General features: G+C 68.5%; 21 protein-coding genes and 4 pseudogenes. 16 read left to right on the plus strand and 9 right to left on the minus strand.

Annotation, left to right across the window (positions count from 1 at the left end; genetic code table 11):
* Window positions 1–72 precede the first annotated feature (72 nt).
* Window positions 73–1,752, minus strand: a complete 1,680-nt coding sequence (locus ABZU99_RS20285; protein ID WP_356046164.1) for a helix-turn-helix domain-containing protein — start codon at window positions 1,750–1,752, stop codon at window positions 73–75.
* A 171-nt stretch (window positions 1,753–1,923) separates the two neighbouring features.
* Here ABZU99_RS20285 and ABZU99_RS20290 point away from each other — a divergent pair, with 171 nt between their 5' ends.
* Window positions 1,924–2,163 carry a hypothetical protein gene (locus ABZU99_RS20290; RefSeq protein WP_355944345.1) on the plus strand — a complete coding sequence of 80 codons (240 nt, stop codon included), beginning with the start codon at window positions 1,924–1,926 and terminating at the stop codon, window positions 2,161–2,163.
* 26 nt (window positions 2,164–2,189) lie between these two features.
* On the opposite strand, the gene ABZU99_RS20295 is transcribed toward ABZU99_RS20290, so the two are convergent.
* Both ABZU99_RS20295 and ABZU99_RS20300 read right to left on the minus strand, forming a co-directional pair.
* Window positions 2,190–2,756: a GNAT family N-acetyltransferase gene (locus tag ABZU99_RS20295; protein WP_356046166.1), complete on the minus strand. Its 567-nt coding sequence runs from the start codon at window positions 2,754–2,756 to the stop codon at window positions 2,190–2,192.
* A 127-nt stretch (window positions 2,757–2,883) separates the two neighbouring features.
* Window positions 2,884–3,393, minus strand: coding sequence for a hypothetical protein (locus ABZU99_RS20300; protein WP_355944411.1), 510 nt, complete (start codon window positions 3,391–3,393; stop codon window positions 2,884–2,886).
* 493 nt (window positions 3,394–3,886) lie between these two features.
* On the opposite strand from ABZU99_RS20300, the gene ABZU99_RS20305 reads away from it, so the two are divergent.
* The 6 genes from ABZU99_RS20305 to ABZU99_RS20330 all read left to right on the plus strand — a co-directional run bounded on the left by ABZU99_RS20305 (window position 3,887) and on the right by ABZU99_RS20330 (window position 9,233).
* Window positions 3,887–5,272, plus strand: a complete 1,386-nt coding sequence (locus ABZU99_RS20305; RefSeq protein ID WP_356046168.1) for an FAD-binding oxidoreductase — start codon at window positions 3,887–3,889, stop codon at window positions 5,270–5,272.
* Between the two features lie 31 nt (window positions 5,273–5,303).
* Window positions 5,304–6,605, plus strand: a complete 1,302-nt coding sequence (locus ABZU99_RS20310) for an SUKH-4 family immunity protein (protein ID WP_355944350.1) — start codon at window positions 5,304–5,306, stop codon at window positions 6,603–6,605.
* Window positions 6,606–6,878: 273 nt separating this feature from the next.
* Window positions 6,879–7,514, plus strand: a complete 636-nt coding sequence (locus tag ABZU99_RS20315; protein ID WP_355944352.1) for a ParA family protein — start codon at window positions 6,879–6,881, stop codon at window positions 7,512–7,514.
* Window positions 7,511–7,780 (plus strand): hypothetical protein, encoded by a 270-nt coding sequence (locus ABZU99_RS20320; RefSeq protein WP_355944354.1) that lies wholly within the window; start codon window positions 7,511–7,513, stop codon window positions 7,778–7,780. Before ABZU99_RS20315 ends, ABZU99_RS20320 begins: the two co-directional genes overlap by 4 nt.
* 162 nt (window positions 7,781–7,942) lie before the next feature.
* A complete protein-coding gene (locus tag ABZU99_RS20325; protein ID WP_356046171.1) occupies window positions 7,943–8,884 on the plus strand; it encodes an NAD-dependent epimerase/dehydratase family protein in 942 nt (313 codons plus the stop codon).
* A gap of 154 nt (window positions 8,885–9,038) precedes the next feature.
* A complete protein-coding gene (locus tag ABZU99_RS20330; protein ID WP_355944358.1) occupies window positions 9,039–9,233 on the plus strand; it encodes a DUF4236 domain-containing protein in 195 nt (64 codons plus the stop codon).
* 347 nt (window positions 9,234–9,580) lie between these two features.
* Here ABZU99_RS20330 and ABZU99_RS20335 read toward each other — a convergent pair whose 3' ends face one another.
* Complete coding sequence (locus tag ABZU99_RS20335) at window positions 9,581–9,991, minus strand: Fur family transcriptional regulator (protein ID WP_355944360.1); 411 nt, start codon at window positions 9,989–9,991, stop codon at window positions 9,581–9,583.
* Window positions 9,992–10,281: 290 nt separating this feature from the next.
* Between ABZU99_RS20335 and katG the strand changes: the two genes are divergently transcribed.
* Together katG and ABZU99_RS20345 are read left to right on the plus strand one after the other, a co-directional pair.
* Complete coding sequence (gene katG, locus ABZU99_RS20340) at window positions 10,282–12,513, plus strand: catalase/peroxidase HPI (RefSeq protein ID WP_356046173.1); 2,232 nt, start codon at window positions 10,282–10,284, stop codon at window positions 12,511–12,513.
* 238 nt (window positions 12,514–12,751) lie between these two features.
* Complete coding sequence (locus ABZU99_RS20345; RefSeq protein ID WP_356227918.1) at window positions 12,752–14,200, plus strand: FG-GAP and VCBS repeat-containing protein; 1,449 nt, start codon at window positions 12,752–12,754, stop codon at window positions 14,198–14,200.
* Between the two features lie 54 nt (window positions 14,201–14,254).
* Here the strand turns inward: ABZU99_RS20345 and ABZU99_RS20350 are convergent.
* Window positions 14,255–14,749: pseudogene (locus ABZU99_RS20350) on the minus strand (transcriptional regulator); the annotation flags it as partial.
* Here ABZU99_RS20350 and ABZU99_RS20355 point away from each other — a divergent pair.
* Window positions 14,747–15,352: pseudogene (locus tag ABZU99_RS20355) on the plus strand (SDR family NAD(P)-dependent oxidoreductase); the annotation flags it as partial. The pseudogenes ABZU99_RS20350 and ABZU99_RS20355 sit on opposite strands and share 3 nt — an antisense overlap.
* Window positions 15,353–15,794: 442 nt before the next feature.
* Here the strand turns inward: ABZU99_RS20355 and ABZU99_RS20360 are convergent.
* The 3 genes and pseudogenes from ABZU99_RS20360 to ABZU99_RS20370 form a co-directional block, all read right to left on the minus strand.
* On the minus strand, window positions 15,795–16,196 hold the full coding sequence (locus ABZU99_RS20360) for a hypothetical protein (protein WP_356046179.1): 402 nt from the start codon (window positions 16,194–16,196) through the stop codon (window positions 15,795–15,797).
* 353 nt (window positions 16,197–16,549) lie between these two features.
* A pseudogene (locus tag ABZU99_RS20365) lies at window positions 16,550–16,735 on the minus strand (lipase); the annotation flags it as partial.
* Window positions 16,736–16,918: 183 nt separating this feature from the next.
* Window positions 16,919–17,046: pseudogene (locus tag ABZU99_RS20370) on the minus strand (D-2-hydroxyacid dehydrogenase family protein); the annotation flags it as partial.
* Window positions 17,047–17,248: 202 nt separating this feature from the next.
* Here ABZU99_RS20370 and ABZU99_RS20375 point away from each other — a divergent pair.
* The 3 genes from ABZU99_RS20375 to ABZU99_RS20385 all read left to right on the plus strand — a co-directional run bounded on the left by ABZU99_RS20375 (window position 17,249) and on the right by ABZU99_RS20385 (window position 18,764).
* Window positions 17,249–17,560: a hypothetical protein gene (locus ABZU99_RS20375; protein WP_355944369.1), complete on the plus strand. Its 312-nt coding sequence runs from the start codon at window positions 17,249–17,251 to the stop codon at window positions 17,558–17,560.
* A gap of 176 nt (window positions 17,561–17,736) precedes the next feature.
* The gene (locus ABZU99_RS20380; protein ID WP_356046181.1) at window positions 17,737–18,147 is read left to right on the plus strand and encodes a hypothetical protein; all 411 of its coding nucleotides are present in this window, start codon (window positions 17,737–17,739) and stop codon (window positions 18,145–18,147) included.
* A complete protein-coding gene (locus tag ABZU99_RS20385; RefSeq protein ID WP_355944373.1) occupies window positions 18,129–18,764 on the plus strand; it encodes a cytochrome P450 in 636 nt (211 codons plus the stop codon). The genes ABZU99_RS20380 and ABZU99_RS20385 overlap by 19 nt, the downstream gene beginning before the upstream one ends.
* Before the next feature lie 25 nt (window positions 18,765–18,789).
* On the opposite strand, the gene ABZU99_RS20390 is transcribed toward ABZU99_RS20385, so the two are convergent.
* Window positions 18,790–19,644 (minus strand): calcium-binding protein, encoded by an 855-nt coding sequence (locus tag ABZU99_RS20390; protein ID WP_355944375.1) that lies wholly within the window; start codon window positions 19,642–19,644, stop codon window positions 18,790–18,792.
* Window positions 19,645–20,008: 364 nt separating this feature from the next.
* Between ABZU99_RS20390 and ABZU99_RS20395 the strand changes: the two genes are divergently transcribed.
* The 3 genes from ABZU99_RS20395 to ABZU99_RS20405 all read left to right on the plus strand — a co-directional run bounded on the left by ABZU99_RS20395 (window position 20,009) and on the right by ABZU99_RS20405 (window position 23,059).
* The gene (locus ABZU99_RS20395) at window positions 20,009–20,647 is read left to right on the plus strand and encodes an HAD family acid phosphatase (protein WP_355944377.1); all 639 of its coding nucleotides are present in this window, start codon (window positions 20,009–20,011) and stop codon (window positions 20,645–20,647) included.
* A gap of 553 nt (window positions 20,648–21,200) precedes the next feature.
* Complete coding sequence (locus tag ABZU99_RS20400) at window positions 21,201–21,935, plus strand: hypothetical protein (protein WP_355944379.1); 735 nt, start codon at window positions 21,201–21,203, stop codon at window positions 21,933–21,935.
* 194 nt (window positions 21,936–22,129) lie between these two features.
* The gene (locus tag ABZU99_RS20405; RefSeq protein ID WP_355944381.1) at window positions 22,130–23,059 is read left to right on the plus strand and encodes an ATP-binding cassette domain-containing protein; all 930 of its coding nucleotides are present in this window, start codon (window positions 22,130–22,132) and stop codon (window positions 23,057–23,059) included.
* The last annotated feature ends 21 nt before the right edge of the window (window positions 23,060–23,080 follow it).

The following is a 23,080-nucleotide window of genomic DNA, read 5'->3' on the forward strand; positions in this document are numbered from 1 at the left end:
CCGTCGAGCAGACCATGTCGACCGGCTACCGCAGACTCAACCACCGCTGCGAACGCCGCGCCCGCAAAGGTCTCAGCCCGGTACGGGGGCCGGGGCTTCCTTTCTTCTTCTGGTCCGCCGGGGTGTCGCCCGGGCCCTGCGGAACTGCTTGAGCGCCTCCATGCGGAGTTCGGCGTGTTCGGCGCGGTATCTGATCAGGCGCAGGCCGACGTTCTGCCTCTGCTCATCGGGAAACGTCGGGACGAAAGGCCGGAAGACCCGGCAGGAGGCGTTCTCGGGTCGATTGCGGAAGCTTCCTCCGACCAGGCGGAGGCTGGTCAGGGTGGGCTTTGCGCGTTGCAGACCGCCCAGTTGCCACTCGACGACTTCGTGGACGTTGCCGCAGCAGTCCCAGACCCCGGCAGGTGACTTCCCGGCGTGGAGCAACCCCACCGGCCGCACTTTTTGGGAGCGGCCTGGGAAACGGAGGTTGGCGTGTTGGGGTGTGGGCGGCTCCGTTCCCCAGGGATAGGGGCGGCCGTCGGCCGCACATCCGGAGAGTGCCAGCCATTCGGGCGCCGTGGGCACGGCCCAGGTCCAGTCCTTGTCGGGTTCGGAGTCGGTCTTCATCAGGCAGCGGCCGATCAGATCCAGGAGGAAGCTCCCCAGGGCGTCATCCCTCTCGTCGCCCAGCCCCCCGAGGACGTAGGGGAGGCGGGGATCGGCGCCTTTGGGCACCCTGTCGGGCCAGAGGATCGCCATGTCGCCGACGGTGAGTGGGTGGCACATCGCCTGGAAGGAATAGCGGCGGGGTTCATCCCCGGGGGCGGGGACGGCCAGGGGGCCGATGGTCACGAGCTGAGGGTCGAACGACCGTGAGCCGGCGTTGTGCAAGCCCGGAAACTTCGCGGACACGTACCGCTCCCACGCCCGTCGCAGGCTGCTGCTCACGACGCGGTCGTCGGAGAAGACGTCAAGAAGCCAGTCGATGATCCTTCTGCTGCGTTTGGGGCTCGAGACGGTACACGTGTCGACGTCCTCGACCAGCTGTCGCGGCGGCCAGTCGCACCGCTCCGGTGTGTCGGAATGGAGCAGCAGCTCGAACAATGCCAGCCAGACCAGCCGGAGTTGTTCCAAGTGTTCTTGGTTGTCGTCCCTGATGATTTTCTCGGTCTGTTTGAGCAGCCAGTGACGGGTACCCTCGAACCGCCGGAGCACGATATCCGCCGCCACCAAGGTCCAGAAGCGCTCCGAAGACTCGACCAGCACGGTGATCCCGCGGTAGTGGGTGACGACCTCGACCGTCACCAGGCAGTCCGTCAGCTGCTTCAGGACCAAGGGGAATTCGCCCAGGTGGCCACCGGTGGCCTGGCCCTCCGTCAACGGGTTGGGTACACGCCGGAGCAGATCATTGGAGTATGGGCTTCGGCCGTAGAACGTCACCCACGGTTTGAGCCTGATGGACACGTCCGCGCCGGAGCGGGCGGGGTGCGGAGTCGGCTCGCCCCGGGGTCGCCTGGATGTGACTCGCCTGAGGGCCTCGGCCCATGCGACCGGATCCGCGCCGCAGGTCTCGGTGAACGCCATCAGTGATTCCCGCCGGGGGAGCGCCTGCCCGCTACACATGCTGTGCACCGTCGACGGGGACAGATTGGCGATCTGAGCGATGCGGACGTAACTGAGTCCTCTTCGCTCGTACAGCTGCCGCAGGCCGAAGGCCAGTTCGGCTGGGGTCTGGATAATTTCCGGATCCGGCGACGGCTCGCTCCCCACCGCTCCTCCAGCCCGTTCGGTATGCCTTCCGTTCCATTCGGAACCGTACTGACTTCACAGGGTCCGCGAGCCCGACTTCCGAAGATTTCCCCATTGCGCGATGCAGTCGAACGGCCGCGCCCCCCATGGTGGTTGGAGAACCGCGCCGAGCTTGCGCAAAAGGAGCACACGATGAGCCACCCAACGCCCCAGCCCCCGAACGACCACCAGCCTCAGCGTCGGCCGCCGTCAGGGCCCGCGCTCTTCAGCGTGCGCACCGCGGTGGTGCTCCTGATCTCCGCACTCGCCGGGCTGGGAGCCGGCGTGCTTCGGCTCCGCACCGGCCCTTCCTGGCCCGAAGCGGTGGAGGCTGCCGCGGTCACGTTCGGCGGGACGCTTGTGGTGGTGGATCAGCTCATCAAGAAGGAGTGACGGGGCCGGGCCGGGCATCGGCGGCGTCAGGGGCTTGGTGAGGGGCTTGGTAAGGGGCGGGTCTGCAGGCGCCAGATCACATCAGTGCCCGTCTCACGCGGGGCCGCAGGCCCTTCCGGCACCTGCACGCGCTCAACGTCGGTGAAACCCAAGCGCCGGGCGACGGCTCCGCTGGCGGGGTTGGCCTCGTCGTGATGGATCTCGATGCGATCGATGTCAGGCATCCGGCGTCCCGCCTTCACCAGGGCAGCGGCAGCCATGGTGGCCAGCCCTTTCCCCGTCCACGCCTGGTGGAGCCAATAGCCGATATCCAGCCCGCTCGGGCCGATCCGGCGCATCAGACCGCAGCTGCCGATCACCACACCGCCCGAGGTGATCGCGTAGTAGTACGCCTGCCCCGAGGCCCACTCCTCCTCGCACCGGGTCAGAAACGCTTCACCCCGCTTCCAGTCGTGGCTGGCCGCAAAGGGCATCCAGGGGATCAAGTGATCACGTGACTCGGTGATCAACCGGTGCAGGATTTCGATGTCTTGTACACGCCAACGGCGCAGCTCGACCTGGTCCGAGCGGAGGATTTCAGCGGGCTGTTCCATGGCCAAGAGCCTGACGAAGCCACGTCGGATCGACAACGCGATTACCAGTGCTCAAAGAGCCGGTCCCGCTGCCTCCGTCATCGCGTGGCCACCGACGCTGTCGTCCTGGGCCGCCCGCTCGGACGGGTCAGTGCTGGAGCGCGACCTTGAAGACGACGATGACCAACCCGAGGAGAAGGTTGACCGCACCCGCGACCAGGATCAGACGGCGTGAGGCGCCGGCGCGAACGGCGGCCAGGGTCGCCCAGCCGACCTGCCCGGCCAGAGCGACAGTGAGCGCCAGCCATGCCGTCCCCTGAAGTCCCAGTCCGAAGAGTGGGCTGATCACCACGGCGCCGGCCGGTGGGACGGCCGCCTCGAGGATCGGCCGCTCGTCGGCGCCCACGCGGCGCACCTCCTCCCGGCTCACGGGCTGGTGCACCATCCGGGCCCCGAAGAGGCGGGAGAAGACGTGCGCGGCCCAGAACACCACGGCGGTACCAAGCAGCAGCACCACGAGTTCCAGCCGCGGATACGAGCCGAGCGTCCCGGCGCCGACCACCACGGAGGCGGCGAGCAGCGAGCCGTATACCGCGCCGCTGTAGTCGACGCGGGCGGCACCGGTCGGCGGTCGAGGCTGCGAGTCCTGCGCGCGGATCCGGTGTGTCACACCCCCAGGGTCGCCGAGCAGACCGCGCTTCGCATGGTCACAGCCTGTGACAGCCGGTGGAGCGGCCGACGCTGATCGGCCGGTGTTACGCCCCGCCGCGGCCGGTCCCACCGCCAGGGCGGCCCGTCCCACCCGCCAGGGCCGGCCTTCCCGCGCCGATTGGTCGGCGGCGTGCCGCGCGGTACGCCGGGACGGTGACAGGGCAGCCGGGGGGCGTAACGCGCAGGGTGCCTGGTCGATCCGGCAGCGTACCGGGGGCGGGCACGCACCGCGAATTGCATGGCTACGTAGCCGGCGCGATCCTGGTGATGTCAGACCTCCGGCGTCCGTTCGCCCCTCGGGCCGATGAAGGGTGCCCGGGTGCTGACACAAACAGACCGTCGGCGGCTCGGACCCTGGAAGGTGACCCTGCCCCCATCCAACCGTTGAGAACGCCGGAGCCGGGTGGGATGTGGTCCGCGCCTCCCGTCAGGAGATCGTCATGGACGCCGCAATTTTGGAAGCGATGCGGACCACGCTGCGCGGGCCGGTCCTGGGTCCCGAAGACGTCGAGTACGCCCAGGCCCGCAAGGTCTACAACGCAATGATCGACAAGCGTCCCGCCGCGATCGTGCGGTGTGCGGACGCCGCGGACGTGATGGCTGCGGTCACCTTCATCCGCGACAACGGACTGGAACTCGCCGTCCGGGGCGGCGGACACAGCGGCCCAGGCCTCTGCCTGGTGGACGACGGCGTCACCATAGACCTTTCGCCGATCGACCGGGTACGTGTCGACCCTGCCGCCAGGACCGCCGAGGTCGGCGGCGGCAGCCGACTCGGCAACCTCGACCACGCCACCCATGCCTTCGGGCTCGCCACCCCCACCGGCATCGTCTCCATGACCGGCGTCGGGGGCCTGACCCTCGGCGGCGGCCACGGCTACCTCACCCGCAAGTACGGCCTGACCGCGGACAACCTGCTGGCCGCGGACGTCGTGCTGGCCGACGGCAGCTTTGTCACCGCGAACGAGACCGACAACCCGGATCTGTTCTGGGCACTGCGCGGTGGCGGCGGCAACTTCGGCGTCGTGACCTCCTTCACCTACCGGCTCCACCCGGTGGACACGGTCGGGTCCGCGATCACTGTGTGGCCGGTCGATCGCACCCGCGAAGTACTGGCCTGGTACCGGGACTTCCTCCCGCAGGCCCCCGAGGACGTGTACGGCTTCTTCTCGCTCTTCACCATCCCGCCCGGACCACCGTTCCCCGAAGAACTCCACGGGCACAAGATGTGCGGCATCGTCTGGTGTCACACCGGTGATCTGACCCGCTTCGAAGAGGCATTCACCGCGGTGCGCGAGCCCGGACCTCCGGCCTTCCACTTCACGACACCGATCCCCTACCCAGCGTTGCAGAGCCTGCTCGACCTCGTGATCCCCGCCGGGTACCAGTGGTACTGGCGCGGCGACTTCTTCGACCGGATCCCGGACGCCGCGCTGGACGTGCACCTGAAGTACGGGGAGAACCTCCCCACCCCGCTCTCGCTCATGCACCTCTACCCGGTCGACGCGGCTGCCCATCGGGTGGGCCGGGACGACACGGCGTGGGGCTACCGCGATGCCGTCTGGTCCGGCGTCTTCGCCGGTGTCGACCCCGATCCGGCCAACGCCGAAACCATCAAGCAATGGTGCGTCAGCTACTGGGAGGAGATGCACCCGCATTCGATGGGCGGCTCGTACGTGAATTTCATGGGTGCGGGAGAGGGCCAGGAGCGGGTCCGGGCCACGTACCGGGATCACTACGACCGGCTCGCACAGGTCAAACGGACCTATGACCCTGACAACCTCTTCCACGCCAATCAGAACATCGAGCCGGCCCATCAGCCATGACCATGTCCGCCCATCCTGCCAGCATGAGCACATGAGCGGAGAGATGGTTGACGTCCTGGAAGACCCGGCACGGCTGCTGAGCACCGAGCGGTCGGTGGTGCGAGCCGCAGAAGGCGCGGGAGGGGTGCGCGGCGTGGGCTGGGAGGTGTTCCAGCAGGCCGAGGCCACCTTCGGCGGGCAGGAGGTGCCGCGTGCCGAGTTGGCGTCCTGGTTGCATTTCGCGGCGACCGTGCTCGGTCATGACGCGTACGCCCGACGGATCGAGGCCGCCGAGCCGGGCATGCCGTGGCGAGCGGTGTGGGCCTGGTGGCGACCGGTGGGCCGGTGTGTCGCGCACCCGAACCTGGGCGGGAACGGCTCGGCCGAGCTCCATGTGCACGAGGGCCGGGGGATCATCCGGGTCACGGCCTACTGGGAGAACACCTGGCTCGACCTGGAGACGGGCAGGCAACTGCCGGCCCCGGCCGAGGGCAGCGCGGCACCCCTGGAGCGCGGGGGGCCGCGGGACAACGTGGACCACTTCCGCGACCGGCAGCTCTTCGCGCCCGAGAGCTGGGCCAACGCCGAGCCGCTCGTCGGCGAGGACGGCCGGACCCGGTACCTGGTGACCGACGTGCACGGCATCGCCTTGCTCGACACCGATCCAGCGGTGCTCCGCGACTGGCCGCGCGGCATGATGAACCACGAATCGGCGGAAGGCGGCTCGCCCGGTAGGACGCCGGTGTACGAGGACGCGGACGGGCCGCTCACCGCCATTCGGCTCGACGAGGCGTTCGCGCCCGTCCCCGTGGCCCGCATACCGGAGGACGAACTTCCGTCCGCTCTCGCACACGCCCCGAGCAGAGCGCACTTGCGAGACGTCGGGCTGCCGAAGTGGTGGGCGTGCGGCTGGACCACCTTCCAGCCGCACCCGGCCGACGAGATCACACCGCTGAACGCCCCCGACGCACGCGGCGTCCAGATGCCCGACGGCCTCGAAGCCGCCGACCTCCTGGCCTTGGGTACCTGCGAGCACGGTGACATCTATCTGCACCGGCGCGACGGCACGGTCCACATCAGCGCGTCCGTGCACGAGAGCGACGCGGCGGGTGCGGCCATCGTCCTGCTGGCACCGGACCTCGACTTCTTCACCCGGTGCCTGGAAGGCGTGCGCCGGTATATGAACGCCAGCTGGCACCCGTATCCGGGTGAGGGGCACATGGGCGAGATATTCGTCATGGAGATGGACGGCCTCGCAGCACCGTTGGAACTGTTCGATCCGGACTCCCCGAGCGGCACCATCTGGGGATATTTCCTCGCCGGTATCACCGAGCTGGACGAGGAGGGCTTCTAGCGGGTGCCGCCGTCCCGCAGCCGCCTCCGCGTAGGGTCGGCAGGGCGTTGAGGCGGCCATCCCCTATCTGGGTGTCCTCCCGCTGGCCCTGGGCGACAACATCGGCGTGTATGTGGGGGTGCGCGCGACGATCGATGACTGCCAGGGGGACGATGACGGCGACCGTGCCGAGCGGGTGACCGGGCTCGTTTCTGACTACGTACGAGTGAACGACGAGACTCCACCCTGGCGTCGTTCAAAAATATTTGATCACACCCATTATCGTTGGCTCTCGTGTCGCTGAGCTTTGCGTTTGTGAACCTCAAGCCCGGGGTCGGAAAGACGACCAGTGCCGTGTGGCTGGCCCATGCGCTTCACGAGTCGGGCTTCTCGCCGTTACTGGTTGACGGTGACCCTGCCGGCTCCGCGTTGCGCTGGAGCGAATTGGCCGATGGCTTTCCCTTTCCCGTCATCGCTTTGCCGGTGGGCGACGTGCACCGTCGTGTGAACGACTTCCTCGGGAATCGGCAGGCCGTCGTGCTCGACGCGCCGCAGTTGGAGGACCATCCACGCATCGCCCGCAGCATCATGAGGTACGCGGGGGAGTGGATCGTACCGGTGACTCCGGCTCCTATCGAACTGGACCGGATGGCACCCATCCGGTCCGAGATGGGCGACGTGCAGTCCTTGCGCGCGACGCCGGCCCGCACCGCGGTCCTGCTGAATCGGACCAACCGCCCCGACGCCACGCGCACCGGCCCCGACGCCGACGCTCGCGAGGCGCTCACCGAGCGAGGCTTCGAAGTACTCGACACCCAGATCGCGCGACTCGACCTGTACGCCCAGTCGTTCGGGAGCCCGGTGAAGGCCAAGGGCTCGGCGTACATGGAACTCGCCGACGAACTCATCAAGCGTCAGGACGCGGCATGAATCAGCGCAAGGACAAGTACCGCGCGGCGTTGCAGCGCGAACAGGACCTTGGCGAGCCCCAGCCCGCCACGGTCACCACCCTGCACGGCAGATACTTCCGGGTGACCATCGAGGTGGCCCCGGACCTGCAGCTCGACCTGACGCGGTGGGTGAGCCTGCCGATTTCCGCGCTTGTGCTCGCGGGCGCGAGTGTCCTGCGCGCCCTGGCCGAAGCCGCCGCCGGGGTATCCCGATCCGTTGAAGGCGCCGGACGGGCGGCGCCATAGACGATTCGCCCGTGCCGGTCCCGTACCAATGCACCGAACGCGACATCGTCACCTACCTCAAAGGCGACGGCCCGCGCGCGAGGTCAAGCGACAGGACCCGCGTCTCCGAGTTCGAGGAGCGGCCGCAGCTTCGGTCCGGCCCACTCGCGCTAGTGTTCGCATGTGAGCCTTCATGTCGTTTTAGGATTCGGGCCCGCCGGGGCGGCCACTGCTCGACTGCTGGCCGAAAAGGGTCATACGGTACGGGTTGTCACCACGTCGGGCCGAAGCCCGGAGCCCGGCATTGAGCACGTCGCGTTGGACGCGAGGGACCGCAGGCGACTGAGCGCGGCCACGCGGGCCGCGGCCGCGATCTACAGCTGTGCCGCACCGCCCTACCATCGCTGGGCGAGTGAATGGCCACCGCTGGTCTCGTCGGTCTGCGCGGCGGCCGAGGCGACCGGGGCCGTCCTGGTCATGCTGGGCAACCTCTACGGCTACGGTCCGGTGGACGGTCCCATGACCGAGGGGCTGCCGCTCGCGGCGACCGGCCCCAAGGGGCGGGTGCGCGCCGCCGTTTGGGAGCAGGCGCGGACCCTGCATGAGCAGGGTCGTATCAATGCGGTGGAGGTGCGGGCCTCGGACTTCTTCGGGCCCGGCGTGACCGTCGGCGGGCACCTGGCCGCTCGGGTCATGCCACGACTGCTGCGCGGCAAGCCGGTCTCCACGCTCGGGGATCCGGACGCCCCGCACAGCTGGAGCTATCTCCCCGATGTGGCCAGGGCCCTGGTCGAGGTCGCGGGCGAGGAACGGGCCTGGGGGCGGGCCTGGCACGTCCCGACGGAGCCCGCGCTGTCCACGCGGGAGATGGTTGACCGCCTTGCCGCTCAGTCGGGAACGGCGCCGGTCGCGGTGCGCGGGCTGTCGCCGGCCTTGCTGGGTGTCGTGTCGGTGTTCTCCCCGCTGATCCGCGAACTGAAGGAGATCCGTTATCAGTTCGACCGGCCGTTCATAGTTGATTCGAGCGCCTACGAAGCGGAATTCGCGGTGCGAGCCACCCCCATCGATGAGCAGGTCAAGGCGACGGTGGACTGGTGGCGTGAGCCGCCGCCCGCCACCGGGTGACATCTGTGACAGGCAAAGGCACGGTGGCCCACGGTGCCGCCACCGCCCCCCCAGCAGCGACACGGGCCGCACCGCCGGTCGAGCCGTCACTCCCGTCCGGGCCGCGTACCAACGCGCGGGTGGGGCAGGCGGAGGGGCAACGAAAGGAGTCACCGTGCCCGTTACCTTCCGCAAGAGCTTCCGCATATGGCCCGGCGTCCGGCTCAATATCAACCGAAAGTCCGTCTCCGTCACGATCGGAAAGGGCGATGCCAAGCGCACCTACTCCTCCACCGGCCGCAGGACGACCTCGATGGACCTCCCCGGACCCTTCGGCTACCGCAAGACCACCTCACGCCGCCGTGGCTGACCTCTCGGATATGGCGAACGGTGCCTGGTAGGGCTTGGTCAGGTTCACTCGCTGGTGGCGTGTCCGTTTGATCGGGTGTGCCGTTGACCTGTTGTGATGGGTGGGGAGTTGGCTGCGGTCCGGTGTGATCTCGAGGACTTCGCGGCGGAGGTGTTCGAGCCGTTCGCGCGGGCGGATCAACGCCGGTGGGGCGAGGCACCTGTCATCGCAACCGCCAGAACCCCGTACCAACCTGACCAAGCCCTACTAAGCGGATGCGGTGAAGTTCGCCGCTGATCCCTCGTCGTTCGGCCTGGCCGAGGGCTTGGACGCCGAGAAGGATCAGCACTTGACTTCGCCGTAACCGCTTAGGCGCAGGCTGGGCACAGCCCGCGGTAGGTGACCTCGACCTCGGACACCGTGAAGCCGAACCGTCCCTCCGCCGGGAGGTCGGCCAACGGATTGCCGGTCGGGTGGACATCGCGGATGGTGCCGCAGTCGCAGCACACCAGGTGCTGGTGCGGCTGGTGTGCGTTGGGGTCGTAGCGCTTGGCGCGGCCGTCGATGGGGACCTCTATGACCTCGCCGAGAGCGACCAGTTCGCCGAGGGTGTTGTAGACGGTCGCCCGGGAGATCTCGGGCAGTCGCCGTGTCGCGCGGGCGTGCACCTCGTCGGCTGTGAGATGCACGTGATCGCCGTCGAGGACCTCCGCAACGACACGCCGCTGGGCGGTCAACCGCCAGCCACGCCCTCGCAGTCGCTCCAGCAGGTCACTCATATCGGTTCACCCATTCAGGTTCGGTGCGGCACTCGAAATTTACCAGGGGATGTCCGGGCTCCGATTGGCTACGGATTTGGCGTGGATCTTGACTTAGACCCTGTCCATCGTAGGATCGGTTCCGGCGATAGCCAAGGGACAGGAACACTCCAGTACGGCAGGAGACAGATCGCCTCCGAGGTGCGCGATCGCCTGGGCCATGTCTCCCTTCACATCGTGACCTGTGCCCCGACTGTTCCACCGCCCGCAGTTCCTGAGCACCGCGATCCGCCTGTTCCGGAAGGATTCCCATGTCTGAGAACCATGATGCAATCGTCGTAGACGCGAAGACGGAGGGCGGAGGTGGCTGCCCGGTCGCGCACGGGCGCGCCCTGCACCCCACTCAGGGCGGCGGAAACCGCCAGTGGTGGCCGGAGCGGCTCAACTTGAAGATTCTCGCCAAGAACCCCGCCGTGGCCAACCCCCTCGGCGAGGAGTTCAACTACGCCGAGGCGTTCAAGAGCCTCGACCTTCCGGCCGTGAAGCAGGACATCCTGGAGCTCCTGACTACCTCGCAGGACTGGTGGCCCGCCGACTTCGGCCACTACGGCCCGTTCCTCATCCGGATGGCATGGCACAGCGCGGGCACCTACCGGATCAGCGACGGCCGCGGCGGCGCCGGGGCCGGCCAGCAGCGCTTCGCCCCCCTCAACAGCTGGCCGGACAACGGGAACCTCGACAAGGCCCGCCGCCTGCTGTGGCCGGTGAAGAAGAAGTACGGCCAGAGCCTCTCGTGGGCCGACCTTATGATCCTCGCCGGCAACGTCGCCCTGGAGTCGATGGGCTTCGAGACGTTCGGCTTCGCCGGCGGCCGTGAGGACGTCTGGGAGCCGGAGGAGGACGTCTACTGGGGCCCCGAGTCCACCTGGCTCGACGACGAGCGCTACACCGGCGACCGGGAGCTGGAGAACCCCCTCGGCGCGGTCCAGATGGGCCTCATCTACGTCAACCCCGAGGGGCCGAACGGCAACCCTGACCCGCTCGCCGCGGCCCGCGACATCCGTGAGACGTTCCGCCGGATGGCGATGAACGACGAGGAGACGGTCGCCCTGATCGCGGGCGGTCACACCTTCGGCAAGACCCACGGCGCCGGCCCGGCGGACAGCGTCGGCCCCGACCCCGAGGCCGCCCCGATCGAGGAGCAGGGCTTCGGCTGGAGCAACTCCTTCGGCACCGGCAAGGGCGGCGACACGATCACCAGCGGTCTCGAGGGGATTTGGACGAACACCCCGACCGCATGGGACAACAGCTTCTTCGAGATCCTGTTCGGCTACGAGTGGGAGCTGTTCAAGAGCCCCGCCGGCGCGCACCAGTGGCGGCCGAAGGCCGGCGCCGGAGCGGGTACCGTCCCCGACGCCCACGACCCGTCGAGGAGCCACGCCCCGACGATGCTGACGACCGACCTCTCGCTCCGGTTCGACCCGGCCTACGAGCAGATCTCGCGGCGCTTCCTCGAGAACCCCGACGAGTTCGCGGACGCCTTCGCCCGCGCGTGGTACAAGCTGACCCACCGCGACATGGGCCCGATCGCCCGCTACCTCGGCCCGGAGGTCCCGTCCGAGACGCTGCTGTGGCAGGACCCCCTGCCCGAGGTGACGCACGAGCTCATCGACGCCGGGGACATCGCCTCCCTCAAGAGCCAGATCCTCAGCTCGGACCTGTCGGTGTCTCAGCTCGTGTCCACCGCGTGGGCGTCGGCCTCGTCCTTCCGCGGCAGCGACAAGCGCGGCGGCGCCAACGGTGCGCGCATCCGCCTCGAGCCGCAGCGCGGATGGGAGGCAAACGACCCCGACCAGCTCGCGACGGTGCTGCGCACCCTGGAGGGCATCCAGAAGTCCTTCAACGCCGCCCAGACCGGCGGCAAGCAGGTCTCGCTCGCCGACCTGATCGTGCTCGCCGGCGGTGCGGCCGTCGAGCGGGCCGCCAAGGACGCCGGCTTCGCAATCGAGGTCCCCTTCACGCCGGGCCGCGTGGACGCGTCACAGGAGCAGACCGACGAGGAGTCGTTCGCCGCGCTCGAGCCGACCGCCGACGGGTTCCGCAACTACCTCGGGAAGGGCAACCGGCTGCCCGCCGAGTACCTGCTGCTCGACCGGGCGAACCTGCTGACCCTGAGCGCCCCCGAGATGACGGTCCTCGTCGGTGGCCTCCGCGTCCTGGGCGCGAACTACCAGCGGTCGCCGCTCGGTGTCCTCACCACGACCCCCGGGGCTCTGACCAACGACTTCTTCGTCAACCTGCTCGACCTGGGCACGACGTGGAAGGCGACGTCCGAGGACGAGACCACCTTCGAGGGTCGCGACGCCGCCACGGCCGAGGTCAAGTGGACCGGCAGCCGCGTCGACCTCGTCTTCGGGTCGAACTCCGAGCTGCGTGCGCTCGCGGAGGTCTACGCGAGCGATGACGCGAAGGAGAAGTTCGTGAACGACTTCGTCGCGGCGTGGGACAAGGTGATGAACCTGGACCGGTTCGACCTCGCCTGATCACGAGGTCCAGGTCGGCCCGGGCGGGCCGACCTGGACCTCCTGGGGGCCTCCTCCTGCCCTCCGCGTACGTACGCGGGAGGGCAGCGCTGTCATCGAACAGGAATCGCCGGTTCAGGACACCACAACCGTTTACCGGGCTCGACGGTCAAGGTGAACGACTGTCGTCCGCAGGCCCGACTTCCGGTACGTCGAAGTGCTGTGACCACGGGCGAACCGACGTAATGGAGAACCATCGATGTCCCACCCCACCCGCCACCGGGGCGTTGCCCTCCCCCCTCGCCTCAAGGGCATGGAAGGCGCCCCCGTCGCCGCCGTGGCCACCCTGCTGATCGCCTCCTTGGCGGTGTCCGGCGGCCTCGCCGCACCAGCCGCCGCCACCACGAGCGCGACGCCCGTCATCGACTTCAACGGTGACGGCTTCGCGGACCTCTCCGTCTCCGCGCCCGGCGGCACGGTCTCGGGCGCCTTGGAGGCGGGGTACATCGCGGTCGTGTACGGCTCCGCGGCCGGTACCGACACCGCGCACCCGAAGCTGATCACGCGGGCGACCAAGGGTGTGCCGGGCGGCATCGAGCAGTACGGCGCCTTCGGGCGCACCACGGCCGCCCGCGACCTCGACGGCGACGGTTACACGGACCTCGTCGTGGGCGACTTCGCCGCCCCGGCGGTGCTCTGGGGCTCCGCGAAGGGTCTGAGCGCAGGCACCGCGCTCCCCGCGCCCGCCTCCACGCTCGCGGCGGGCGACATCGACGGCGACGGCCACGCCGACCTCGTGACCAAGAGCGAGGAGGGCCTCCAGGTGCGCTATGGCCCCTTCTCCCGCGCCGGCGTTCCCGCCTCCACTCAGACCGTCCCCTTCGCGGAAGGGGACCACCCCAAGGCCATCGCCGTGGGCGACATGACGGGCGACGGCGCCGACGACATCGTCACGACCCACAGCTTCGACGACGTGCAGGGCACGTCCCGCTTCCGGGCGGGTGGGAAGGACGGCCTCAGCGACACCTTCAAGACCACCGGCCACTTCACGACCGGCGGGGTCATCGCCGACGTGAACAAGGACGGATACGGCGACCTCGTCGCCCAGGAGGTCACCCAGGTCTCGGAGGACCGCGACTGGGACGCGGGCGCGATCCGCGTCGTCTACGGCTCGGCGTCCGGCCCCTCCACCCGTACGACGAAGATCACCCAGGACACGCCAGGCGTCCCCGGAGTGAGCGAGGCAGGCGATCACGACCTCAACTCCGGTGATCTGTTCGGCTACTCCCTGGCCGCCGGCGACGTCACCGGCGACGGCTACCCGGACATCGCCGTGGGCGTGCCCGGCGAGGACATCGGCGCGGTGCGCGAGGCGGGCGCCGTCGTCCTGCTCAAGGGCGGCGCGGCAGGCCTCACCGGCAAGGGCGCGCAGGCCTTCCACCAGTCGACCCCGGGCGTGCCCGGCATCTCCGAGCAGGGCGACTACTTCGGCCGGACCGTGCTCCTCGCCGACATCAACGCCAACAACCGCGCCGACCTGGCGGTGGCCACCCCCTACGAGGACGGGACCTACGCGGATTCGGGCGCCGTGTGGGTCCTGCGCGGCTCCACGTCGGGCCTGACAACCGCCGGCGCCACATCGTTCGGCCCGCGCGCGCTGGGCACACCGGAGAAGGAAGCGCGGTTCGGGGACGACTTCGCGCGGTAGGAGGGAGCTGCGTGCCCGGGCTTGAGACCGGCCGAGGCGACGATGGGGTGATGACTCGACGCGTGTCCGGGTGCCGAGCACGGTGAGCAGTGCGAGGCGTTCGGCCTCCTCGGTGCCGCGCTCGGCCGTACAGATCATGATGCGCGGATCGCTGTCCGCCACGGTGAGCATGTCGCAGTCCAGCGTCAGGGGGCCTACCTACGGGTGATCAATGGTTTTGCGCGCGGCCTCGCTGCGGCCGACGGCGCCGGAATCCCACAGCCCCGGCGAACCGGTCACTGGTCGCGCGCAGTTCCGCGACCAGCCGCTGTAGTCGCTGGTCGGCCGGATAGCGGTCGGCGGTCGTGTGCACTTCGGCGACCAGTGTGCCTCGAAGGCGCGCTCGGACTCCGGCGTGTGCCGGACCCGGGTGCCCAGGCCGAGCAGGTTGCGCCACACGGCGTTGCGCTCGTTGCCACGCCATCCGGACGGGTCGCCCATCAACGCCGCGTACGGCGGGTTGGCCAGGGGCAGGGTCCAGGACGCGTCGTAGACGGCTTCGGGTGTTCCGGTCGCGGGCGCCGCGCCGCCGAGCGGCTGGGGGCGTGGATGGTCCCCATCGACGTCACTGACGACGCGTCCGTGGCCGCCGCGGCGAAGACCATCGAGGCCGACGGCGGACTGGACGTGCTGGTCAGCAACGCCGGCATCGAAGGGCGCGGCGAAGGGAACGTGGTGATCGGCGCCGCGGATGTGACCGCTGACACGATGCGGCAGGTACTTGAGACGAACGTGGTCGGCACGGTGCGCGTCACCCACGCGTTCCTGCCGGTGCCGGAGCGGTCCGCTGCCCCGGTCGTGGTCAATGTCAGCAGCGGCCTGGCCTCCTTGGCCCGGGTCAGTGCCCCGGATAATCCGGCGTACGTCTACCCCGGTGTCGCCCATCCGGGGTCGAAGGCAGCGGTCGACATGATCACCGTGCAGTACGCGAAGTCGTTCCCGAACATGCGGATCAGCGCGGTGGAATCCGGCTTCACCAGAACCGACCTGAACGGAAACACCGGCATTCAGACCGTCACGCAGGGCGCCGAAATCATCGTCCGTATGGCCCAGGTGGGCTCCGACGGCCCGACCGGAGGTTACTTCGACGCCGAAGGCCCTCTCCCCTGGTAAGAGGAGACGGAATGAAGGTGGACAGCAGTTGGGCATCTCCTGTTGTGGCTGCTTTTTTATCCAGGCTGTCCATCGGAGAAATCCGTGTGTTCACCAGGCGTGGTGTACACAGCGCTATCACTGCGCCAGTTCTTCTGTGCTCTCGGTGACCTTCCGGTTGTCATGTGGTGACGGCGCCGGATTCTCTGAAGGCGGCCGTCCCTGCCGAGCGGCCGCCATGACGAGGTGGCCGCATCGTTCTCAGCGTCAGGAGGCCGGCGAGTGTTACTCGGGCCCAGAGGAGTGCCGTTCAGCGGCGATGGCGGATGAGTGCGCGGAGGTCCTGAGCGGCGCCATGGACAGTGCCGATGACTGCCGGGCATGCCTTCCCGCAGGAGGAAGGCATGCCCGGCAGCGGACGCATCCAGAGCGGCACGTCCCGGAGATCGGCGAAGCGCGAGGGTCAGAGGCGCCGCACCCATGCGGCGGCGCCGTGTCCGACCGCGAGGTAAATCAGCGCGGGCAGCCCGTAGTTGAAGAATACGCGTACGCCTTCGGGCTTCATCATAAAGATGTCCTGTGACCAGCCGGCGAGCCAGTCCGCCATGCCGTGCACGAAGTCGACGAAGACATTCGCCTGGTTCGCGTCGAGCAGGTACAGCAGGATCCACAAACACAGAAAACCCGCCGCGATGTCTGCGAGGGTGTGAATGACCAATGCTGTCCGCTCTGCCCCGAGACCCCTCGAGTTGCCTGCTCGGCGTCGATTGGTTTCGTAAGGCGCGCTGGTGCCCTCCTGGTAGGGAGGGTTTACGTTGGGGTTGTACGGGGCATTTTGTGCTATGTGATCATGGGGGTTGCTCATGGGGCGTCTCATTGCCTGGCCCGCTCCGCGGAAACGTCCTTCACACCCATTTCACACCGATGTCCTCGGCGCGTGACCGAATTGCAATGAAGCCGAGCCTTTTCGAGGGGCTGTCAGTTCTTATGCGGTTCCTGGCGCCCCTTCCAGCGCACCTGACGGCGGTGTCACGCTCTCGTTCACCTGGTGACCGCCCCGGCGGCCGGGGCGGTCACCAGGTGGAGAAAGCCCTTGCTCGGGTAGCGCCGCGGTCAGCCGTTGGCGTTGGGGACGGGGTAATAGCCGCTCGTATGGCCGGTGGCAGTGGGGTGGTACGACTCCCAGCTCGGGGAGACGACCAGTGAGTGGAGCGTGTTGGCGAACGAGGACGGGGCGTGGGCGTTCTTCCACAGGTAGGGGTAAGCGCTGAGACTGCGATGACAGTTGCCGCTTGAGCTGTCGTAGTTGCCCGCGCCGTTGCCGGCCGAGTACGAGTCCCCCAGTGCCACATACGCGGGTCCGGCAGCATGTGCCGGACCGCTCATCACCAGGTTGAACACCATCGCGACGATCAGCGTGGCGAAGGCCGACAGCGACGTTCTCGGTCTCACTGAACCTCCCTGGCAGGAAAGCGTGTTCATCACTTGGTAGCAAGCGATCACCAACCATGGAAGTGTTCATGTCAAGAATTCTCTTCGCGTAGACACCGGGGCCCTGGTCGCCCGGGTCCCGGTCGCCCATGGCGGTCAGCCGAGGAGACGGATCGGCGCGCCCGCGAGGAACGCCTGGATGTCCTCGACGCCTGGCCGTGGTAGCGCTCGTAGTTGACCCGGGACACATGACCCAGGTGCGGGGTGGCCGGCAGCCGCGGCGCCGAGGCCTTCCCGGTCCACGACGGCGTCGGCGGGGGTCGCACCCGAGGTCCTGGCTGGTTTACCCCTGGGATGCTGGCGTGTATCCACGTGGGCACGCGATACTGCGCCCGGCGCCACCCGATGTGATTGCCGCGCTCGCGACGGTCTGGAAGTCACCAGAAATGGAGCAGACGTGAAGTCCGCTAGGCGTTTGGGGGAGCGATGCGCACGTCGCGGTGGTCGCCCCGCCGGCTCGCCGCCGATGCCGGCCTGGAGGAACTCGAGCGGCAGACCGTAGTGGACGCCGCGGTGCCGGCCGCCGCCTTGCACGCCATGTACCTGGACACGCCGGTGAACGGGGCTGACACCGTGGAGCTCTCGACCACCAGCGGAGACCTCACCGAGGAGATCGCCTCATTGGCCGCGATCGGCCACGCGTTCGCCACCTCCGCTCTGGTGGCCACCGTTCTGGCGCGAACCACGGCCCACTACCAGGCCGTGGCAGACGCTCCGTCGACGGCGCCTGCGTCATGACCGGGGAAGCTCTGCCGGCGCATGAGGGTCGCTGCCCGCTGGACGCGGACTTCGTCAAGGACCCACACGGGTCGTACGCGGCGCTGCGCCGCACCGGTTCCGTTCACCAGGCTGCCGACCCCGATGGGGTTCCGCTCATCCTGGTCACGAGCTACGAGAGTGTGCGTGGTTGCGCCATGAGCCCGGCGCTCTCGGTCAACAAGCGGCATGCCCGCTCGGCCGACAGTCATGGCCCCTCCTTGCCGCCCGAACTCGACGCGCATCTGCTCAACAGCGACCCCGCAGTCCACGCGCGGCTGCGCCGTCTGATCAGCAAGGCGTTCACCCCGCGCCGCACCGAAGGGCTTCGGGACGCGGTGCAGGTGGCCACGGATCAACTGCTGGATCGGATCGCCGTGAAGCGGCGTGCGGACATCGTGGCCGACCTCGCCACACCGCTGTCGATGACGGTCATCTGCGACCTGCTGGGTATCCCGGTGCACAACCGCCCGATTTCCGCAGGTGGACCGATACCTTGCTCAGCGTGGCGCCCGGAGCCCCGGAGCACTCACGCAAGGCGATGCGGGAAATGCACCGCTTCCTGGTGAGACTCATCGATGACAAGCGACACGCTCCGGCCGATGACCTTGTGTCCGCACTCATCGCCGCCCGCGACCGTGACGACCGCCTGAGCGAGAGCGAGCTGGTGGGCATGGCGTTTCTGTTGCTGTTCGGCGGCTACCACAACGCCTCGAGCCTCATGGCCAGCACCGTACTGGCATTGCTCACCCACCCGGGCCACTTGGCGGCTGTCCGCGCCGGCGATCTGCCCATGGACGCCGTGACGGAGGAGACGCTGCGCTGGGAAACCCCGGCGATGCTCGCTGTCAGGCGCTTCGCCACCCGCGATATGCGCATCGGCGACACGACTGTTACCGCTGGTGAGCGGATCTGGCTGTCGTGGGCGTCGGCGAATCGCGACCCCGACCGTTTCGTGGCGCCGGAGGTGTTCGATCCGACGAGGGAGGACAACGCGCATCTCGCATTCGGCCACGGCACGCATTACTGCCCTGGCGCGGCCCTCGCCCGGCTGGAGAACGCGATCGCCGTCGGCTCGTTGACGCAACGCTTCCCGAGGCTGTCCCTGATCGGCAGCCCCAGCACGCTGAGGTGGACCAGCTCGCTGCGAAGCCGCAGCCTGCTGGCATTGCCGGTTTCCCTGTGAAGGCTGAGGCCGCCGAGGGACGCCGTCAGTCCTGGTAGACCTTGTTGTTGCCCGGGCCGCCGGAGAGTGTGTCGTTGCCCGGGCCGCCGTGCAGCACGTCGTCGCCGCTGTTGCCGTACATCGTGTCGTCGCCGGCTTCGCCGTAGAGCGTGTCGTTGCCCCGGCCGCCGTAGACCTGGTCGTCACCGGCCCCGGAGTGCAGGGTGTCGTTGCCGTCGTCGCCGTACAGGGCGTTGTCGTCGCTGGTTCCGGTGACGGAGTCGTTTCCGGAACCGCCGCGGCATATGTACTGGCAGGCGCCGGTGAGGATGTCGTCGCCGCTGCCGCCGTCGGCGCCGAGGCCGTTGCCGCCGTCGATGCGGTCGTTGCCGTCCTCGCCGTCGAACTGGTTCTGTCCGGTGCCCTTGAGCACATCGTCGCCCGAGCCGCCGTGAATCGCGGCGATCGCGCTGGTATCGGAGGTGATCGTCGCCGTGTCGTCGCCGTCGCCGAGGTCGACCTCGTAGGTGGTGGAGTCGTCGGAGCCCAGGGGGGCGGCGATCGTGCACTGGACGACGGTGTGATCGGTCGCCGAGGGGTACGTGCAGCTGTCCCACTCGCTCGCGGTCGCGTCGATGGTCATGTCGACCTGGTCGCGGAAGGTGAGGAGGTAATCGGACCCGAACCGGGAAGGGTCGACGTCGACGCTCGTCACGGAGACCGTCAGCTGGTCCGTCTGTCCGTCGGCGGCCTTGTACCAGAGCGCGCCGCTGTCGTGGGCGAGGGTGGCCCGGGCCGCCGCGGCCGCTGTGTTCGCCTGGGCGGCGGGCGCCGCGAGCACGGCCCCGCCCAAGGCGAGGGCGAGGGTGGCGGTGGTGGCGATGGTCTTGTGCGTGCGCATGGAGAAGTAACCCTTCGTGGAGTCAGTGCTGATCAGGGCGGCGGAGAAGCCGCCGGTGAGGTCGTCACGCTGTCACCGCCGTCGTCGCGGCGGTACAAGCGGTTGTTGTTTCCGATCGCCTGTTGGACACAAGCCCGGGAGCGGGGGTTGTACCGCGGATGCGGTTCAACCGGTCCGTGGCAAGTAGATGCCAGGAAATCGGCCGGTCAGGCAAAAAGCGGGGGGTTGCGTTCGCGGTTTCGGTATGCGGTCAGAGTGGCTCGCTCCGGTTGCGGCCACGGGCTCGCCGAAGTATCGGTGGCGGGCTTAGCTTCGAGCCGAATCGTGGCCGTCGGCCACGGCCTGTCGAAACGGAGGAACCAACGTGAAAGTGGGCTTACGGAAGGCGCGGGTGGGAGTGGTCGTCGCCACGGCGGCTGTTCTGGGCCTGGCGGGGTCGGTCGACGCGCAGGCACTTGAGGCGGACCGGGCGCGTACCCCGGCGGTCGCCAAGGCTGCCGACGCCGCCGCCGCCGTCGACTACGAGACGTGGAAGCGCGACGTCGGCAAGGTGATGGCCGAGGCTCGTCCCTACGTCGAGCAGCGCATCCAGAACGGTGGGGGACAGAAGCAGGCGATCGTCCTCGACATCGACAACACCTCGCTGGAGACGCACTTCCAGACGTTCCCGCCGACCCCCGCCGTCGCCTCGGTCCTGGAGCTCGCCCGCTACGCGCACGACCGCGGCGTGGGCATCTTCTTCATCACCGCGCGCCCGGATGTCATCGAGCAGGTGACCCGGGGCAATCTGGTGCACGTCGGCTACCCCATCACCGGTCTGTATCAGCGGTCACTGGGCGAGATCTTCGGTGACCCGGCCGAGTTCAAGACGGCGAAGCGGGCAGAGATCGAGTCCCAGGGCTACACGATCATCGCCAACATAGGAAACAATACGAGCGACCTTGTTGGCGGCCACGCCGAGCGCACGTTTAAACTGCCCGACTACGACGGTCAGTTGTCCTAACTGGAATGATGGGTTCCGGCGGTCCTCGCGAAGGGGCCGCCGGAGCCCGTCGTACGGCCGTCGTACGCCAAAGAGGCTGGAACGGCACTGGTGGTACGGGTTCCCCTACCGTCCGGTGGCGAGAATCCGCACCGTGCAATGAGGTTTTCCCCATTGTGTTTAGGGATTCGACTATTTTCCCCGTGCGGAGGCGGTAGGTATAGTCCGGCGCTATGGACGGTCAAGGTAATATCGTTTCGTGTCCTCGGGGGGTGAGGTGGACATGGAAACTATGAGCCACGTTCCAGGCGCGAGCAGTACGGCCGAACAGCGAGCTGCTCATTCCTCTCCGGACTGCCTTGATCCCATGGCGCAGGCGTGAGCCGCGACCCTTCCTTCCGGTGGTGACGCCGGGTCTGGGACGTCAATCAAGCTTTCAGGGGGAGCTGTGCCAACCTCATGCAACGAAGCGTTCATCATCGCCAACACCTCTACTGGCCCTGGCCACCAAGCTGATCCCGATTCCGCGCCGTTAAGACTGAGGGGCGGGTTATCCAGCGGCGAGATAGAACGCATGCTGCTGGAGGCCGGCAGGCTCGTCAAGTCGGCCGTCGACCGCCATCGCGACGAAGAACGGCTGCTGACCGCGATGGATCCGGGGGAGGGCGTGGACGCCGCCGAGCGCGTCATCGAGTCGGCGGAGCGCAACCTGGCCGTCGTGCTCGCCGGGGGAAACGACCAGGGGACCGCCAGGCTGGTCGCGCGGCTCGGCAGAGCCGTCGCGCGCGGAGTCGACGTCCGTCTGCTGGGGCGGGTGGGGCTGGTGGAGGAGCGCTACCTCCTGAAGTCCCTGGAGAAGTACGCGGCCGGAGTCGACGTCAGGCTCGTCGGGGCGCCGCTGCACGAAATGGTGCTCGCCGACGGCTCGGTGAGCGTGGTGTGGTCCGGTTCCGGCGCGTCGCCAAACGAGGCGGTTCTGGTGCGGGCGCCGGCCGTGCTGCGTAATCTGGGCACCCTGTTCACGGTCTCCTGGAACGGCAGTGCGGCGCTCGCGGACCACCGCCGTCTCAGCGGCCGGACCCGCAGTGCGATGGCCCGGCGGATACTGCTGGCCCTCAGTTCGGGGCGTACGGACGAGGCCGCCGCGCGGGACATCGGGATGTCGGTCCGTACCTATCGCAGGAACGTGGCCGAAATCACCCGTGAACTCGGCGCGAATTCACGATTTCAGGCCGGCGCCCGGGCGATGGAGCTCGGCCTGCTGCCCTACGTGGACCCCGCCGAGGACGAAGACCCGCAGTCCGCATAATCACCCGGCCGCGGTCAGAACCTGTCACGCCGAGTCGATCATCCTGAGCGCCCCGGCATCGCCTGGCAACTTGTTGTAGGACTCCTTGCCGCGGAAAGAGCTGCGAATGTAGGAATTTCACAGCCTCTCACTGCAATGCCCGATCCGCTCCCTGCGAGGAATGACATCCGGTGAACAGCGTGATGATTGAAGTGATGGAAATCAGCCGTTCCTTTGGCGGCACGCGCGCCCTGGACGGTGTCAGCTTCCGGATCGGGCAAGGCGAGGTCCTCTGCCTGCTGGGCCACAACGGAGCGGGCAAGAGCACACTGGTGAGCATTCTCGCCACCGCGCTCCCGCCCAGCCGGGGCACGGCGCGGGTGGCGGGATTCGACGTGGTGCGCCAGGCCCCCCAGGTACGTCGGCGCATCGGTCTGACGGGTCAGTTCGCCGCGGTGGACGAGAACCTCTCGGGCCGGGACAACCTCATCCTGGTGGCCCGGTTGCTCGGCGCGAGCCGTACCGAGGCCCGGGCCAGGGCGGAGGAGCTCCTGGAGAGCTTCGCCCTGGCCGGCGCGGCCGACCGGGCGGCCGCGACGTACTCGGGGGGCATGCGCCGCCGCCTCGATCTCGCCAGCAGCTTCCTCGGCCGCCCGCAGGTGCTGTTCCTAGACGAGCCCACCACCGGACTCGACCCGGTCAGCCGCGGCGTGCTGTGGGACTCCGTCCGATCGGCGGTGGCGGGCGGCACCACCGTCCTGCTGACCACCCAGTACCTCGAAGAGGCCGAACAACTCGCGGACCGCGTCATCGTGCTGGGCCGCGGCCGGACCATCGCCGACGGCTCGGTGGCACAGCTCAAGGCACAGCTCGGCGTCAGCTCGGTCCGCGCCACCCTCGCCGAACCGGCGGCCGTACCGGCCGCGTGGGCCGCGCTGCGCCATGCGGGCCTGGAGCCGCAGCCCGGCGAGCCCGCGGGCACGGTCTGCGTCCCCGTGCGGGAGTCCGCGGCCCTCGCCGCCGTCGTACGGGCCCTCGACGACGCGGGAGTGGCGATCAACGGGATCTCGCTGTCCGAGCCGACCCTCGACGACGTCTACCTGGCCCTTGCCGAGGACCTCCCCGATCTGCCGGTCCTCTCCTGATGCCCGCCTCCGGATTCCGAG

Source organism: Streptomyces sp. NPDC005266 (assembly GCF_040607655.1).
GTDB lineage: Bacteria > Actinomycetota > Actinomycetes > Streptomycetales > Streptomycetaceae > Streptomyces.

What these genes read in the sequence shown, in the direction of transcription:
- ABZU99_RS20380 (WP_356046181.1), top strand. Translation starts at nt 17,737, where the DNA reads ATGAGCCCGGCGCTCTCGGTCAACAAGCGGCATGCCCGCTCGGCCGAC.
- ABZU99_RS20320 (WP_355944354.1), top strand. Translation starts at nt 7,511, where the DNA reads ATGAATCAGCGCAAGGACAAGTACCGCGCGGCGTTGCAGCGCGAACAG.
- ABZU99_RS20335 (WP_355944360.1), bottom strand. Translation starts at nt 9,991, where the DNA reads ATGAGTGACCTGCTGGAGCGACTGCGAGGGCGTGGCTGGCGGTTGACC.
- ABZU99_RS20290 (WP_355944345.1), top strand. Translation starts at nt 1,924, where the DNA reads ATGAGCCACCCAACGCCCCAGCCCCCGAACGACCACCAGCCTCAGCGT.
- ABZU99_RS20405 (WP_355944381.1), top strand. Translation starts at nt 22,130, where the DNA reads ATGGAAATCAGCCGTTCCTTTGGCGGCACGCGCGCCCTGGACGGTGTC.
- katG (WP_356046173.1), top strand. Translation starts at nt 10,282, where the DNA reads ATGTCTGAGAACCATGATGCAATCGTCGTAGACGCGAAGACGGAGGGC.
- ABZU99_RS20390 (WP_355944375.1), bottom strand. Translation starts at nt 19,644, where the DNA reads ATGCGCACGCACAAGACCATCGCCACCACCGCCACCCTCGCCCTCGCC.
- ABZU99_RS20345 (WP_356227918.1), top strand. Translation starts at nt 12,752, where the DNA reads ATGTCCCACCCCACCCGCCACCGGGGCGTTGCCCTCCCCCCTCGCCTC.
- ABZU99_RS20310 (WP_355944350.1), top strand. Translation starts at nt 5,304, where the DNA reads ATGAGCGGAGAGATGGTTGACGTCCTGGAAGACCCGGCACGGCTGCTG.
- ABZU99_RS20385 (WP_355944373.1), top strand. Translation starts at nt 18,129, where the DNA reads ATGCACCGCTTCCTGGTGAGACTCATCGATGACAAGCGACACGCTCCG.
- ABZU99_RS20295 (WP_356046166.1), bottom strand. Translation starts at nt 2,756, where the DNA reads ATGGAACAGCCCGCTGAAATCCTCCGCTCGGACCAGGTCGAGCTGCGC.
- ABZU99_RS20360 (WP_356046179.1), bottom strand. Translation starts at nt 16,196, where the DNA reads ATGAGCAACCCCCATGATCACATAGCACAAAATGCCCCGTACAACCCC.
- ABZU99_RS20375 (WP_355944369.1), top strand. Translation starts at nt 17,249, where the DNA reads ATGCGCACGTCGCGGTGGTCGCCCCGCCGGCTCGCCGCCGATGCCGGC.
- ABZU99_RS20305 (WP_356046168.1), top strand. Translation starts at nt 3,887, where the DNA reads ATGGACGCCGCAATTTTGGAAGCGATGCGGACCACGCTGCGCGGGCCG.
- ABZU99_RS20400 (WP_355944379.1), top strand. Translation starts at nt 21,201, where the DNA reads ATGCTGCTGGAGGCCGGCAGGCTCGTCAAGTCGGCCGTCGACCGCCAT.